This window comes from Nostoc sp. NOS(2021) (assembly GCF_017115025.1).
GTDB lineage: Bacteria > Cyanobacteriota > Cyanobacteriia > Cyanobacteriales > Nostocaceae > Nostoc.
Window position 1 is genome coordinate 1 of the sequence record NZ_JABXKM010000126.1, and the last position, 15,547, is coordinate 15,547.

Annotated in this window: 15 protein-coding genes and 1 pseudogene; 10 read left to right on the forward strand and 6 right to left on the reverse strand. The window is 39.6% G+C overall.

The genetic code is table 11. The features are described 5' to 3' along the window. Positions 1-312: 312 nt before the first annotated feature. Together HWQ41_RS16155 and HWQ41_RS16160 are read left to right on the forward strand one after the other, a co-directional pair. Positions 313-1,381: pseudogene (locus HWQ41_RS16155) on the forward strand (EamA family transporter). Between the two features lie 99 nt (positions 1,382-1,480). Next, positions 1,481-2,650, forward strand: coding sequence for a peptidoglycan-binding protein (locus tag HWQ41_RS16160; protein WP_292764616.1), 1,170 nt, complete (start codon positions 1,481-1,483; stop codon positions 2,648-2,650). 2 nt (positions 2,651-2,652) lie between these two features. On the opposite strand, the gene HWQ41_RS16165 is transcribed toward HWQ41_RS16160, so the two are convergent. Beyond that, positions 2,653-3,108, reverse strand: coding sequence for a DUF2141 domain-containing protein (locus HWQ41_RS16165; RefSeq protein ID WP_292764619.1), 456 nt, complete (start codon positions 3,106-3,108; stop codon positions 2,653-2,655). Positions 3,109-3,684: 576 nt separating this feature from the next. Here HWQ41_RS16165 and HWQ41_RS16170 point away from each other — a divergent pair. The 7 genes from HWQ41_RS16170 to HWQ41_RS16200 all read left to right on the forward strand — a co-directional run bounded on the left by HWQ41_RS16170 (position 3,685) and on the right by HWQ41_RS16200 (position 9,941). Next, positions 3,685-4,170 (forward strand): glutathione peroxidase, encoded by a 486-nt coding sequence (locus tag HWQ41_RS16170; protein WP_292764621.1) that lies wholly within the window; start codon positions 3,685-3,687, stop codon positions 4,168-4,170. 132 nt (positions 4,171-4,302) lie between these two features. Further along, positions 4,303-5,127, forward strand: coding sequence for an SDR family oxidoreductase (locus HWQ41_RS16175; protein ID WP_292764624.1), 825 nt, complete (start codon positions 4,303-4,305; stop codon positions 5,125-5,127). A 22-nt stretch (positions 5,128-5,149) separates the two neighbouring features. Further along, positions 5,150-6,079 (forward strand): alpha/beta hydrolase, encoded by a 930-nt coding sequence (locus tag HWQ41_RS16180; RefSeq protein WP_292764626.1) that lies wholly within the window; start codon positions 5,150-5,152, stop codon positions 6,077-6,079. A gap of 77 nt (positions 6,080-6,156) precedes the next feature. After that, the gene (locus tag HWQ41_RS16185) at positions 6,157-6,891 is read left to right on the forward strand and encodes a glutathione peroxidase (RefSeq protein WP_292764628.1); all 735 of its coding nucleotides are present in this window, start codon (positions 6,157-6,159) and stop codon (positions 6,889-6,891) included. 233 nt (positions 6,892-7,124) lie between these two features. Further along, positions 7,125-8,366: a hypothetical protein gene (locus tag HWQ41_RS16190; protein WP_292764631.1), complete on the forward strand. Its 1,242-nt coding sequence runs from the start codon at positions 7,125-7,127 to the stop codon at positions 8,364-8,366. A 36-nt stretch (positions 8,367-8,402) separates the two neighbouring features. Further along, complete coding sequence (locus HWQ41_RS16195) at positions 8,403-9,170, forward strand: phosphatase PAP2 family protein (protein WP_292764633.1); 768 nt, start codon at positions 8,403-8,405, stop codon at positions 9,168-9,170. Positions 9,171-9,446: 276 nt separating this feature from the next. Further along, a complete protein-coding gene (locus HWQ41_RS16200; protein ID WP_292764636.1) occupies positions 9,447-9,941 on the forward strand; it encodes a DUF6174 domain-containing protein in 495 nt (164 codons plus the stop codon). Positions 9,942-10,221: 280 nt separating this feature from the next. On the opposite strand, the gene HWQ41_RS16205 is transcribed toward HWQ41_RS16200, so the two are convergent. After that, positions 10,222-10,494, reverse strand: coding sequence for a hypothetical protein (locus HWQ41_RS16205; RefSeq protein WP_292764638.1), 273 nt, complete (start codon positions 10,492-10,494; stop codon positions 10,222-10,224). A gap of 500 nt (positions 10,495-10,994) precedes the next feature. On the opposite strand from HWQ41_RS16205, the gene HWQ41_RS16210 reads away from it, so the two are divergent. Beyond that, the gene (locus HWQ41_RS16210; protein ID WP_292764640.1) at positions 10,995-11,456 is read left to right on the forward strand and encodes a hypothetical protein; all 462 of its coding nucleotides are present in this window, start codon (positions 10,995-10,997) and stop codon (positions 11,454-11,456) included. Between the two features lie 297 nt (positions 11,457-11,753). Here the strand turns inward: HWQ41_RS16210 and HWQ41_RS16215 are convergent, their stop codons facing one another. The 4 genes from HWQ41_RS16215 to HWQ41_RS16230 form a co-directional block, all read right to left on the reverse strand. Next, entirely contained in the window at positions 11,754-12,563 is an 810-nt protein-coding gene (locus HWQ41_RS16215) for a prohibitin family protein (protein WP_292764642.1), read from the reverse strand. Positions 12,564-12,744: 181 nt separating this feature from the next. Further along, complete coding sequence (locus tag HWQ41_RS16220; RefSeq protein ID WP_292764644.1) at positions 12,745-13,755, reverse strand: TauD/TfdA family dioxygenase; 1,011 nt, start codon at positions 13,753-13,755, stop codon at positions 12,745-12,747. An 86-nt stretch (positions 13,756-13,841) separates the two neighbouring features. Next, positions 13,842-14,516 carry a hypothetical protein gene (locus HWQ41_RS16225; protein ID WP_292764645.1) on the reverse strand — a complete coding sequence of 225 codons (675 nt, stop codon included), beginning with the start codon at positions 14,514-14,516 and terminating at the stop codon, positions 13,842-13,844. 464 nt (positions 14,517-14,980) lie between these two features. Next, entirely contained in the window at positions 14,981-15,529 is a 549-nt protein-coding gene (locus HWQ41_RS16230; RefSeq protein ID WP_292764647.1) for an NUDIX hydrolase, read from the reverse strand. Positions 15,530-15,547: the final 18 nt, after the last annotated feature.

Sequence of the window (15,547 nt, forward strand, 5' to 3'; positions counted from 1 at the left end):
CCACCCTAACCCTCCCCTTATAAAGGGGAGGGAACTAGATTTCCTGTTTCCCCCCAATATATCGGGGGGATTAAGGGGGGTAATTCCGTAGCCTTTTTGGAGAGAGGTCAGAGTCTATTGCATACAATTGAAAATCCCTAAAGCTTCTTAAATCTACCTATCTCATTAAAATATTCAGCCTCCTGTAACCTTAGCTATACCTGAGTATTAATTCCTTGTCTTCGAGAGGCTATGCGATCGCAAAACTACATAATTCGGTAAAATTGGGTAAAGCAATTTTTGCGCTTGTTAAACAAAGGCATCAGCAAACCCATGCAACTGAAACTCAGTGCATCTCAACTTCCCTTCGCCTCCCTGCTGTTAATTGCCCCCTTTTTCCTATGGGGGACGGCAATGGTAGCCATGAAAGGAGTGATACCCCACACCACACCGCTATTCATGGCGGGAGTGCGTCTGATACCAGCAGGGATGTTAATTCTGATTGCAGCAGCATTCATGGGTAAACCCCAGCCGAAGGGTTGGGCTGCATGGCTGTGGATTGCCTTATTTGCCTTGATAGATGGGACGCTGTTTCAAGGCTTTTTGGCAGAGGGATTAGTCAGAACCAGTGCGGGGTTAGGGTCTGTGATGATTGACTCGCAACCCTTGGCTGTTGCCTTGCTGTCGTTGTGGCTATTCCAAGAACACATTGGTTTTTGGGGATGGCTGGGGCTAGGACTAGGAATCACAGGCATTAGTTTAATTGGTTTACCTGATGAGTGGATTTTCCAACTTCTCGACTCAGGTGCAACTGTCACAATTGGCAACTGGCAAGATTTGTTTGCTAGTGGCGAGTGGTTGATGCTGTTAGCAGCCCTATCAATGGCAGTGGGAACAGTGTTGATTCGGTTTGTGTGCCGACATGCTGACCCAGTAAGCGCTACGGGATGGCACATGATATTGGGTGGATTGCCACTATGGGGAGTTTCATCAGTTGTCGAATCCCAGCAGTGGGAAAATCTGGGAGGATCTGATTTAGTGGCTTTGGGTTATGCTACTGTATTTGGCAGTGCGATCGCCTACGGGTTATTCTTCTACTTTGCCTCTAGTGGCAGTCTCACCAGCCTTAGTTCCCTCACCTTCCTCACACCCGTTTTTGCCCTACTATTCGGCAATCTCTTCCTCTCAGAAGTCCTCAGTCCGTTGCAGTGGGTAGGTGTTTTCCTCACTTTAATCAGTATCTATCTGATTAACCAACGTGATACTTTAGCTCGACAAAACGATACAGTTACTGTCGGCGAAATAGCTAATATACCGCAACCAGTTTTAGAAGCATCTGCTAAAAAAATTGAATCCCATAACCCTAGCAGTCAGAGAATCTGAACCAGAAATTTTGCCCTAAGCAGTAAGTCTGTTGAATTTTGAATTTTGAATTTTGAATTTTGAATTGTTATTGTGGTATCGAAGACTTCAAAAGCACGTTCAGGCTGAAACTTGCAATATGAGGCTACGCCCTTCCTCAATCTTGATATTTACCTGTTTTTCTTGCGTGGGTTTTTACCCAAATCGCGCAAGTACAGCCACACCTAACCTAGTACCTGAAATCTTAGAACTTGCACAAGCCAGTTCGACAGTTACTGCTAGTCCGGCTGTTTTGAGATATGGTAGTCGAAAATCAGATGTGCAGAGACTACAAACCGAATTAAAGCAGTTGGGATACTACAGTGGCGTGGTAGATGGACTGTATAACGCCAGTACGGAAATCGCTGTAGCTAAATTCCAGAAAGCAAAGGGTTTAAAAGTAGATGGCCTTACGGGTCTGACGACTAGGGCGAGACTGCAAGCAGCTTTGGCAGCCAAAAATCAGATTGCCACCTCTCGAATTGCCACCTCTCGAATTGCCACCTCTCCTGCTGCAACTTCCAAACCAACTTCCAAACCAACTGCAAAACCCAAGCCAACTGAGAGAGGTTTTGTCTGGTGGTTAATATTTGCCATCGGAATTCTAGGAAGTATTGGCGCACTTGTTTACCTGCTGAGATGGTTTCGTCAGGTCAAACAAGTGCAAAAGTCCGAAATATCAAATACTAAAAGCTTGAGTGAAGCTAACAAAGACCCGATGACACCACCCTCACCAGAGACTGTAACTAGTCCACAAACACCTACCCCACGACTCGCCACACAATTACTGCTACCAGAAAAAACTTCCCGCCTTGCTAAAGTCCATATCGTTGACGAATTAATTCAAGACTTACGCAGTCCTGACCCAACGAAGCGACGCAAGGCTATTTGGGATTTGGGTCAGCAGGGAGATTCACGGGCAATTCAGCCGATGGTTGACCTGATGATTGATGCTGATTCTCAAGAAAGCAGTTTAATTTTGGCAGCTTTGGCAGAAATTGGTATCCGCACACTCAAACCGATGAACCGAGCTTTAGCAATTTCAATCCAAGATGAAAGTCCACAAGTGCGGCAAAATGCGATCCGTGACCTGACGCGCGTTTATGATATGATGGGTCAAATGAGTCAGATGTTGCGCCATGCACTGGAAGACCCAGATGCCGATGTGCAAGCAACAGCACGATATGCTTTAACTCAGATGAATCGAATGCGTGGCTTGCCGGAAGAACAAAGTCTAGCAGAAGATTCACACAACGATTCACCACAATAAGCCTAAAAATATTTCAACTGGATTTTGATATTGGTATTTGGGCCTGCCACTAAAAATGCTGCTTCGCTAAATTTGGGCGCTCTTGTGCGAATTTCTGGGTTTCTGGAAAATCCAAACCCTTCCTTTGGTATACCAAAAAGATTAGTATTGAGAATGCGGTCATTATTTTGATCGTGGAAGAGAGCAACGGCATAACTACCTGGTTTCAAGTTTTCAAAGGTAATGGTGAAGGGATTGTGAGTAATTTTGCTACACTGCTTTTGTAAGGCGCGATCGCGATCGCTAGGAAATCCTTCACTACTAGCAAATATACTGGCACAGACTTGTCCTTGTTTATTCTTCAAGCCATCAATTTCCACGGTGAGTTTGCTGTTAAAATTTGCCTTGGCACTAAATGACCATGCCAGATTTCCCAAAACTGCAAATAGCAGTATACTAACTCTCAATCCTCTAACCATAAAATTTTCACAGGATAAAATAAGTTTTCATTGTGATTCAGATCACGCAGACTCATCGTGACATGATTCGGTCAATACTCGCAAGCATCCTGCCATATTTAGTTTCTAGATTTGTCTGTATACGCAGTATTGATAATTTATCTCTGTAAAAAGATATTGTATTAAAAACAACGCAGATTTCCAATATCTATCCTGAGATAGCGGACTGGTCGAACTATTCACAGAAGAGTTGTCACTCAGTTAAATCTGGTTGTATAGCAGTTGCCAGGTAGCGGTTGACATCAGCTAATCAGAAAACACTGACACCAAGAGACTTTCAAGCCTGTTAAGAGTTCCCTATTCCCTGTTCCCTGCTATAAGTGTAAACTCACAGGCGATCGCTATCTTAATTGATCAGGTGTACCAGTTGAGCAAAAGGGAAACATCTATCGAAACTCCCATACAAGCTTATAGCCTGAGTTAAATAGAATCGTAGTGGTAAACAACGCTAACAAACCTAATTTCCTTAAAGAAACCGGGTTTAGAGTACCTGTAATATGGGAGACTTGGCAATATTCCCTATAAATCAGATTTAAGATGAGTAACACAATTTCGGAGATTGCAGTCAAGACCATCAAGGGTGAGGATAAGCAATTAAACGACTACACCGGAAAGGTACTCTTAATTGTGAATGTGGCTTCCTACTGCGGTTATACTTCTCAATACGAGGAGCTAGAAAAGTTGAACCAGAAGTATGGGGAAGCAGGGTTACGTATTTTGGGGTTCCCCTGTAACGATTTTGGAGCGCAGGAACCAGGAAGCAATGAAGAAATTGTGCAATTCTGCACGAGTAAATATGGTGTTACCTTTGAACTATTCGATAAAGTTCATGCTAAAGGCTCACAGCAGCATCCACTTTATGAGCGACTTACCAAAGCTGTTGAGCCAACAGGAACTATTGCTTGGAACTTTGAAAAATTTTTAGTTAATAAACAAGGTGAAGTGATAGCTAGATTTAATAGTAGTGTCCAGCCCAATTCACCAGAGATAATTGCCATAATTGAGAAAGAATTAGCAAAATAGTCATTAGGTAAAACTTTCTGTGCTATTAACTATTGACTGTTAGCTCTGGACTGTTAAATTTATTTACGTCCAGTCCCTTAGTTGAGATAATATTCTCAATTAGTAGTTTAATTTATTTGTGTCTAATTTGTCATGAACGTTGCAATCATTGGTTGTGGTTATGTTGGTTATAAGGTTGCTCAATATTGGCAGCAAAAAATGAGTTTTGTTGTCAGTGTAACCACAACTTCCCCTGAGCGTGTCCCTGCACTACAATCAGTATCCCAAAGAGTTGTAGTTACCTGCGGGAATGACCTAGATAGTCTAAAATCAGTTTTGCACAATCAAGATGTTGTACTTTTGAGTGTTGGTGCAAAAGGTGGGGAAGCTTATGAAGAAACTTATCTACAAACTGCCCAAAGTTTAGTTTCATCCTTGCAGCAGATTCAGAGTGTGAAACAATTAATATATACAGGGAGTTATGCAGTGTATGGTGACAGAAATGGTGTATGGGTAGATGAAGAAACACCGCTTGCACCCGCTAATTTAAATGCACAAATTCTCCGAAAAACAGAGGATGTGTTGCTATCAGCATCTAACGAAAATCTCCGCGTTTGTATCTTCCGCTTAGGAGGGATTTATGGGACTGGCCGGGAACTGTTGAAAATATTTAGCAAATATTCTGGTGCAACCCGTCCTGGCAATGGCGAGGATATCACAAATTGGATTCATCTAGATGATATTGTTGGTGCGATAGAATTTGCCCGTCACCGTCGTTTGCAAGGAATTTACAATCTGGTAGATGATGCACATCTCACCAGCCGAGACTTGCTAGATAGCTTATTTGAAAAACATAATTTACCGAAAGTTAAATGGGATACTTCTATCAAGAGTACCCGCCCATATAATGCTTGGGTGTCGAATGAAAAGCTGAAAGAGGCTGGATACCAGTTAATTCATCCACAGAGAATTTTTTAGCAAGTATTAAAAACTAGGAATTATGCAACCATCTGCTGTAACTAACACATCCAATTTGACAGCATCTCCTAGCCAGTTTTACACTTGGCAGAATTATCGTTGCGCCTACGAAATTCATCAACAAATTAATATAACACCTGATGGTATTCCTTTACTGTTAATTCATCCTATTGGCGTGGGATTGTCGCGGCAATTTTGGCAGCGATTTTGTCGCGAATGGTATAATACAGGTCAGCGTAATTCAATTTACAACCCTGATTTACTAGGATGTGGCGAAAGTGATATGCCTCATGTGGCTTACACTCCTAGTGATTGGGCAGAACAGTTGCAGTACTTTTTACAAACAGTAGTGCAAAAGCCTGTTATTGTAGTTGTACAAGGTGCTTTATTACCAGTTGCGATCGCATTAGTCCAAAAGGAATCAAATTTAATTGCCGGACTAGTACTTTCTGGGCCGCCAGCGTGGGCTTTGATGACAAAGAAATCACCAGAATGGCAGCAAAAATTTATTTGGAATCTATTAGATTCGCCTTTTGGAAGTGCTTTTTATCGCTATGCACGCACCCCAAAGTTTTTACATTCTTTCTCGACTCGCCAACTCTTTGCTTCTGATAATGCTGTGGATGCAGAGTGGTTGAATACATTGCTTGCAGGTGCAGAAAATCCTGCTAGCCGCCATGCAGTGTTTTCTTTTTTAGCAGGGTTTTGGCGACAGGATTATACTAGTTTTATCGCCTCTATTCAGCAACCAACATTAGCGGTTATGGGGGAAACTGCATCGAGTATTAGCCAAGACGGTAAAAAAGAAACACCAGATGGACGATTGGCTCACTATCTTGCCTGTTTGCCTCAAGGTCGAGGTCTAAAAATAAATGGGCGTAATGTTTTACCTTATGAATCAACTGCTGAATTTGTTGCAGCGATCGCGACCTTTATTAATGAAGTTTATTAGCTGATTGATAATTAGATTATACCAGTTCTCCCATGATAGGTTATGACTGGAGTTGATTACTAAAGGCAAGCAAAATTATGTTTTCCAATCGCCGTGGACAAAGAGTACCCAATGTCACTTTCCATACTCGCAATACTAACGACTGGGTGGATGTGACAACCGATGAATTGTTTGCTGATAAGACAGTGGTTGTCTTCTCCTTACCGGGTGCTTATACTCCAACTTGTTCATCAACTCATCTGCCTGGTTACAACGAGTTGGCTAAGGTTTTCAAAGAAAATGGTGTCGATGACATTATCTGTATTTCTGTCAATGATGCCTTCGTGATGAACGAATGGGCAAAGGATCAAGAGGCAGAAAATATCACACTAATTCCCGATGGTAATGGTGAATTTACTGAAGGTATGGGTCTGCTGGTAGATAAATCAGACTTGGGGTTTGGGAAGCGATCATGGCGCTATTCTATGCTGGTGAAAGATGGTGTAATTAACCAGATGTTTATTGAGCCAGACGAGCCAGGAGATCCTTTTAAGGTATCCGATGCCGAAACAATGCTCAGATACATCAACCCTCAAGCAGTGAAGCCCGAAGTAGTTTCCCTGTTTGCGAAAGTTGGTTGTCCCTTCTGTGCCCGTGCTAAAGCGATGCTCAAAGAACATGGCATCAACTATGAAGAAATTACCTTGGGTAAGGATATCACCACGCGATCGTTAAAAGCAGTTACAGGTGCGACAACAGTTCCCCAAGTGTTTATCGATGGTAAATTAATTGGTGGTTCTGAGGCATTAGAAGCCTACTTCGCTGCTAAATAGCTTTCAGTTGGCGCACACAGCCGTCACCAAAGTCATGCTATTTTTTCCCGCAGCCTGATTTGTAAGAATTGAAAGCCACAGATCCCCGACTTCTCAAAGAAGTCGGGGATATTTTTTCTCAAAAGTCAGGAGTTAACAAATCTTCAGATGAATAGATGTATTTTTGCCCAGCTACTCACTACTGATCATATAAAATTAATTCGGATTGAATTTACATTTATTTAAAAGACAATATGTTTGCCAGAATTCGCCGTCTTTTGAGTCAATTTTTTAGTAAATCAAGGACAATCAACAACGAACCACTGAATAAAGTGAGTTTGATTGTGATTATTTTGATTGATATTTTTATCTTGTTTAATGTTTTTACGGGACTCGATGATATTAGCAGATGGCATATCAGTCCGACCGAGGCTTATCCATGTTATTCAGAGTGGCAAGATTACCGGACAAAAACCACTAAAGATAAAGACTATGAAATTGTTAGACTTTCATTGCCATCTGACACGAACAATCAACTCAGTTTTCAGCGAAACTATCAACAAGCCGAAGTAGGACATCTGGGTAAGGTTTCTAAAACATGTTTGCAATATGCCGACTACAAAGATAAAATTAACAATCCTGAAAAGCAGCAACTCATCAGAAATATTGATCAGGAACAAGCGAAAATCAGCACCTTTGAACAAGAAAATCGCACTATTCAAGCCCAATATGACTCAACGCTGTTAGAAAAAATTGCCGGTCAGGGTCGTGAACAATCAATTAATCAAGTCAGTGCTGAAAAAGCTAAACAGGCATTACAACAAAATAATCGCCAAATTTCTACCTTTAAACAAGAAATTTCTACTCTTAAAAATGAACTACTTGCCAAACCGGAAAGCATTAGTTTTATAGCCTTTCTTAAAGATAACAATCAATTCCGAGAAGTTGATAAAGGCTATCATCAGGCATCATTTTGGTATCCAAGTATCCAGCTTGCTTTTCAGGCTCTCTTTCTTCTACCTCTGATTATTGTTGCCTTATCAGTTCACAAATTTGCCCAAAGAAGAGGATATGGACTAATCTCGCTAATTAGCTGGCATTTGCTAGTTATCTTTTTTATCCCGCTAATCATTAAAATATTTGAATTTCTTCAAATAGGTGCAATATTTAAATTTATCTTTGATATCATTAGCGTCATTTTTGTTGGTTTACTTTTTCTGATCAATTATGTTTATATCTTACTGATTCCAATTATTGGTTTTGGAATTATCCAGTTTTTTCAAAAATTTGTCTTTAATGCTAAAGTCCAAGCAGCTAGCAGAGTTCAAAAATCACGCTGTGTCAATTGCGCTAAGAAAATTCAACATCTTGATACTTACTGTCCGCACTGTGGTTATGATCAATATATTGAATGCCAAAACTGTCATAATCTTACTTATAAACATTTGTCGTACTGTAAACATTGTGGAACTTCTCAAGATTCCAGTAATTTGTAATCACTGAAGTCGTTGATCAGTCTTTTTAACTTAGATATGGAAAAAGTGAAAACAGCCAATAAAGAGAGTCAGTCGCCTGTTTCTTTTCTCAAAAACCTGTTGATTGCCCGTTGGCGATCGCTATTACTCCTCTTGATCGGAGTATATTTACCTTTGCAGGCGTTTGAAATCCTGACAGTGAAGATATGGCAGAATCAAGCTGGCTTACCGTGGGATGTGCCTATTCTGTTAGGAGTCCATTCTACAGTCAACCCACAACTGGATGTTTTAGCAGTGGCGCTAGCTATAATTGGGTTGCCTTGGACAGCGATACCGATTTTAGGTGCGATCGCACTTATATTATTACTTCAAAAACGCTGGCGATCGCTAGCTTATTTACTCACCGCCTCAGTCGGAAGCATCATCATCAACCGCCTAGCAAAGGAATTAATGCATCGAGTGCGTCCACAATTGTGGCAGTCCATTGCGCCTGAGTCTAGTTTTGCATTTCCCAGCGCACATGCCATGACGAGTATAACTCTGGTAGCAATTTTGCTATTCTTAACTTGGGCTAGCTCTTGGCGCTGGTTGGTTCTCATGTTCGGCAGCTTATATGTAATAGCTATTGCCTGGTGTCGTCTCTATCTGGGGGTTCATTTTCCCAGTGACATTCTCGCGGGTTGGATGGTTGCATTAGGTTGGACAATTGGTGTCAGTCTAATTATCAAACCGTATAGAACTAAAGCCAAATCCGTAGATGGCGATCGCCCTGAAGATGAAACTACCTTACTCCCTGAAGAAAGAAAGTTGATAACTGAGGAGTGATAATATGTCCGCTTAAAGACTTATTATTTAGGCTGACGCACACACGGAGACACGGAGAGATTTTAATGATAAATGATATGAAGGCTTGTTGCCGTGTCCATCACTAATAAGATAGATTTACATATACAGATTATGGACACAAGATCACCTTCATTTCTCCTCTTCATAATAGGGGCGGTAGCGAAACGAATGGGAAATCTGTACTACCAAAAAAAGTGAGTGTCACAAATAATTTCGCACGTTAAAGTGAGCAATTGGAGTTAAGGATGGATTTATATGCGCTTGCCAATCGCAATTAGTGCCATTTTAGTGGTGTCTTTGGGTTTGAATGCACCTGTTATGCCTCAACCTCCTATACAGGTAGCGCAAACACCAACATTTACTAGTTCCACCTTTGAACAATTTAAGATTAATTACCGATTATGGAGACAGCAAAGAATCTCTAATTATAGCTATGAATTCACTAGAAGTTGCAATTGTTTACCCAAAGCCACAGAACTAGTGATTATTCAAGTACGGAACGGTGTCACAACTTCTATCACTTCTAAAGAGACTGGTAAACCAGTAGATGCACAATTGTTTCAAAAATACAATACTATTCCTAAACTCTTTAATATCATTAGAAATGCGCTCATTCGGAAAGCGGCAAATCTGACTGTACAATATGATCTGAGAATCGGCTACCCAACTCAAATTAACATTGATTATGATAGTCGAATAGCTGATGATGAAATCTTCTTCACAATAAAGAATCTGCAACAAATCAAGTAAATATAGCTAACGAGAGCATTCATATATAGCGGTTCTCAATTGCATAGAATACAGCGCATTCGTAGGGAACATTGCTCATTGGTGTCAACTTAACCTGAAAGCCAGTAAGCAAGAATGTTTTGAGACATTACCTCATTTACCTCGTACCTCGTTCCCAGTCTCAGACTGGGAATGCCCCTCATTGGGGCTGCCGCCTCCCTTACTTGCGGCAGAGCAGCATTTCCCAACCCTGGCTGGAAACAAGGGTTATGGTTGTAATTGCCCGACCTAAATTTAATTACTACAATCCTTGAAAAAGGTCATTAATTGAACTTATACTCTGTTTAATTTGTTCTGTCAGAGAAATTCTTAATAAGTCAAGGGTTTCGGCTGAAAGATTGAGTAATCCCAAAGCATATAATAGGCTCGAAATACCAATAAATAGAGCCAGAAATCTCCCAAAACAACCGGGATTAATTTCAAGAAAACCTAATTTAGATTGCCCGATGACAGCAATCGTTATAAAAACAATCCCTGCTATTAAAAATGTGCTACTTGGAGTTAAATCTGTCATTTTCCGATTAAGATGCCTCAGTAATTTTATTGTAGCTATTATTAGTTCAAATTTCTGCCCCAGCTATATGCAAAAACATAAAAATTTTGCAACTCCACATCCACCCACCCCAATCTAATGAGGCTCTGGCTATTACAGTATCGGTGTTGGATCTCATCGTGTGCTATGATTTAGAAAGATATATTCTAATTTTGAAACCTATTGAGCGACAAATAGCGTTGATTGTCTCAATTGTGTATAAATCTTTCTATTTCGCTCAGATACCGAAGGACAAACCCAGATTCTGCAAGAAGCGAACTGACTCATCCATCTCTGGTAGAAATCAGATATTCTTAAGTTGCAGCTGATTTAAACCTCAATTTTGGTTTTTACTATTTTGCTGAAACTATGCAGTGGTAAAACTCTCAGCATCAAAAAACCAAAATGTTATCACTCTTGTACTAGCTTTGATTTAGTTTATATATTAAACTACACTAAGACGAGAGGAATAGTGGGTTTTTATGGAAAGCGTCCAAAATGTTAGTCAAGAGTTGAATGTAACAGGAGACACAGCACTAGAGCAATTACAACAGTCTACTCCCGAAGAGTTCAAAAAAGACATTTTCAAAAAACTCAGAGGTGGATTTTTTCTGGTACTGGGATATTTATTGTCACCACTATGTTGGTGGAATGACCTACTATTCAATCTGCCAATAGCTTATGGTTTTGGGTATGCATGTAGTTTACTTTCCCCAAAATTACTTCTACCTTGTTCAATTATCGGATACTGGCTTTCTAATATTGTGGGAATTCTCTTGATGCAATTCGGTTCTAAGGACATTTTTCAAAAAGAACCTCAAGAGCATAACCTCAAAAAAGAATTATTCACGGGTCTAATTTCTTCAACAGTTTATACTCTGTTGATTATCCTATTGATCCAGTTGAAGATTCTCGATTCTCCCATTTTATTCTCCAACGGTTAATTTAGTTGATCACGTTTTTACAAATGAATCGATTGTAGGGGCGCACATCTGTGCATTTGCTCAACTTAATGTGAAAGTTAGTAAGGGAGAATGTCTTGAAACATTATCTTGTTCTCAGTCAGAGACTGGGAATACCCCTCATTGAGGCTCCGCCTCAAGACTTGCGGCAAGAGCCGCAATGAGCAGCATTTCCAGCCAGAGGCTGGAAAGGAGGTTTGAAAAGGGTTTTGGCTTAAGTTGAGACGTATGACATCTGTGCGCCCCTACTATGTCGCAGATATTTAGTGAAAAAGAATCTCAATTTTTATCAAATTTTAAAATTTCACTTAAATTAAACAATTTTGGAGCCTCCTTACTTACAATTAATGGCAGCTTACCATTCCATTTTTCTATTGCTTGTCTTTGCAGGATTTCTGGAGTTAAACCATCACGTAATAATCTGTGCGCCTCAGCCTCTCCTTTGGCTAAATTAACTTTTGCCTCAGCCTCTTTTGTTGCTTTCAGCGCGATAAACTCTGCTTGTTTTGCTTCTTGTTCAGCAATCTGCTTCGCCTCCACCGCCTCACCAAATCGTTCTGAAAAATGGACATGAACTAGAGAAATATCATCAACTGCAACGTGATAGCTACCCAGTCGTGTGGACAATGCATCATCTACTCCACCTTTGACTTCTCCTCGTTTAGTAATAATTTCTTCAGCAGTATACTTTGCCATTACTGCTTTTAGCACTTCTTCAACTGCTGGGTTAATAATCCGAATAACTACATCTTGTTCATCTCCAATTTCTTGAAAAATGGTATTTGCTTCCTGGGGAATAATATGCCAGTTGAGAGCTACATCAGTGAAAACATTTTGTAAATCTTTGGATGAAGCCTCAGCCGAAATTTCCTCTTTTTGGACTCGAATACTCAACTTTTTCACAGTATTGACTACAGGAATAATTAAGTGAAGTCCTTCTCCTAATATTTGGTTTTGGACTTCGCCAAATTTCATCAATACACCACGTTCTCCTGCACTTACAATCACACAAGGCGTGAGGAAGAGAGTTATCAAGAACAAAAGAGCAGTCAGTTTACCGGCACTGTTAAAAGTTGTATTTTTTGTCATTTGTGTGAAACATGTATGCGTCTGGCATAGAGACACATATTTAGGAGTTGTGGGCTTCTTCCTGTCATGCTCTTATAACTTTGGCTCTAAGTCAATTTTCATGTCACTCTAGCCAAGGTAACAAATAGCGCTTCTCGTTATTAAGTGCAACTTTATAGAGAATTGGTATTATAACTTATACTTATAGATTACAAGACTGTGTTGAGTACAGTATAGTTTTTTCATTTAAACTCAACGAGCAAGACTTTTTTGAATTTTTTAGATACTTTTGTTCTAGTGTTGAACCTAATACTGGAATTATGCCAGGAGATATTCCTTCTGCTTCTTCACGCTGTTTAGTCTCTTTGTTAAAAACTCTTACAGTAGGGAGACCTAAATGCTGAGTAAATACTGTTAGCCTTTCGCCTACAGGAAAGGCTTGACGGCCATGCAAATGCGAATTTTTTATGATCGCAACACTGTTTGGCTCAAGAGAAATCGGAATTCTTAAATTATCTCGATAGCTTAATTCTTTAATCCTCATCATTCCACTTGAAACAACATGATCGTTTGGCGGCATCTTAATCCACGAAGGATCGTGATAGTAAACTTCTAAAAAGTCCTTTTCACTAAATGAGAAAACCGGATGTTTTTGAGTTTCACCAGTAAACTGTATTAAGAATTTTGTCCTTTTCGGATCACAGAGAGCATCAAACTCTTCTTCATATTTCTCTGCCATCAAGTGGGCAATATAACTCATGTCAACCACATAGTTTATACCTTGAGGACTTTTAGGTCTATGAAGATGTAAGATAGACAAAAACTTTTCTGTGTAGCAATATTCAAGACCGTCTGTATGAGGCGGAAGAGCATTTTTGTCACGTTTAGCTACTGCATAGCTTTCTTCTCCCACCGTTGAAATTACAAAACGCGTTTGATAGTTGTTAATAACAGATTGCCAAGTATCCTTTAACTTAAACTCAATAGGCTCGCGAAACATTTGGGGATAAAACGCCCCTAAAATTCCATCAATGTATCTAATATCAAAGACGTCTTCATTTTTTGAAGTAATGATAACACAAGGAAAATAGCTTAGTAAGCTTTTGATATTTTTAAATGTATCCTTTTCACACACATACCAGCTTTCCTTCACATAAATTGTGTACAAGTTAGGATCTATTTCCTGAAATGGATAAATATCTGTTATTTCCATGTTCTGTTAAGATTTTATTATTTTTTTTAATGTATTAGCAAAGAACTTATCCTTTGTCAGATTTCCTACTATCATCTATTAAATTTTTAAGAGTTGTTCATGGTTGACCAGTGCATTTCGTTAACTATTTTAGCAAGCTGACGCCATAATAAGCCTAGAACAATAGCAAATAAAATAAATATAAAATGGTAAATATAAAGGTTATTATTTTGACAATGGGTAATACTATAAATCATACTAGATATTCCCGAGCCAGCAGCTATTATGCAAAAAGTTGTTGGCAGTATTAATAGCTTTTTAACGAATTTGTCTTTAATCCACATAAATTCACGAAGTTGTTTTATTTTGTCGTATATATCTTGAGGAACCTGATAACTCTCCCATTCGCGAATACCACTTTCCCAGAATAAGAGCTGTTTTCCAAACATCGTGTTGATATTATCTTCAATAGCAACAATATATCTAGAAATTCTAGCCGTATAAATAAATTCAAGGTAATATTGAATAATAGCAAACCCACATATAAAGGGTATAAAGAGTGCAGTTGCTATTACGATAAATTCTTCACATTCATTATTTGTTTTTTGCTTCACCACTACATTAGCTATAGAAACTAAATTTGCACCAATTATTGCAAAACTAAAATTTACAATATTGTTAATTAGAGACTGTTTATTAATAATTTCACTACGAAGAGTCCTGTACTCTTCTAACATAATTTTTGTATATTCAATCTTTTTTTCCAACTCAGGATCTTGCATGAAAACTACTTCCTCTAAAAGCTCTTACCTAATTCATCTTTTAATTTCTATCAAAATTATCAATATCACAACCTGGGTATTTTAGTATACTTCCACATAGATAATATTTAATAACTCGTGGCTCGGAATCGGCGCAACGGAGTGGCTCTTGTAGGCTAGTTTATCTAGTTGTCTCAAGGACTAATCTTTCTGCTATGTACATTTTTCTCACTAGTGGTTGTCCCTTGTGTGCCTAACAACAGGCTCAACAAGATTTTAGCTGAGTTAATATTAAGATAAAACTTTTGTTCGTAGTGAGCGATTTATCGCTCTATTTTGTATCGTCGGTATAGCTGCCAGGAATGAGTCGAAAACGCGGATGTTCAACGTATCGACTCAAATCGTTGTTAACGATCATCTCGTCAGCATATTCAAAACCTGCGCCGTAGGCATCTGCAATCGCTAACTCTAGCAGCATAAGGGTACTAAACTAAAAACGGACGCGCCAGAAAAAAGCTAGAAACTGATTTAGCATCTACCGGCTCTCCTTCCAGAATAGCTTTCTCTAATTCTTCGGGAGTCAAAAACACAGTTTCGATATCCTCGTCTGCATCTTGTGGTGGTGGTGTCTCCAGCTTTTCCAAATCTCGCGCCAGAAACGCATAAATAATTTCATCAGAATAGCCGGGAGCTAGGAAAAATTCGCCTAGTTTATCCCATTTTTGGGCACTATAGCCCGTTTCTTCTTCAATTTCCCGCTGTATTGTCTCTAAGGGATCTTCATTTGGTTCCACAGTTCCCGCCGGAAATTCTAATATCCGTCCCTGAATTGCAAAACGGTACTGGCGCACGAGTACAAGTTTACCCTCTGGCGTCACTGGCACAGCTAGGGCACCACCAGGGTGACGAATACATTCCCATTCTCCTTCCGATTTATTCGGCAAACGCAAGCGATTTACTTCAAAATCAAACTTGCGTCCTTTATAAAACAAGCGTTGTTTCAGCAGTTGTGGTAATTCTCTACCTAATGGCATAGTAAAATCTGATTATCT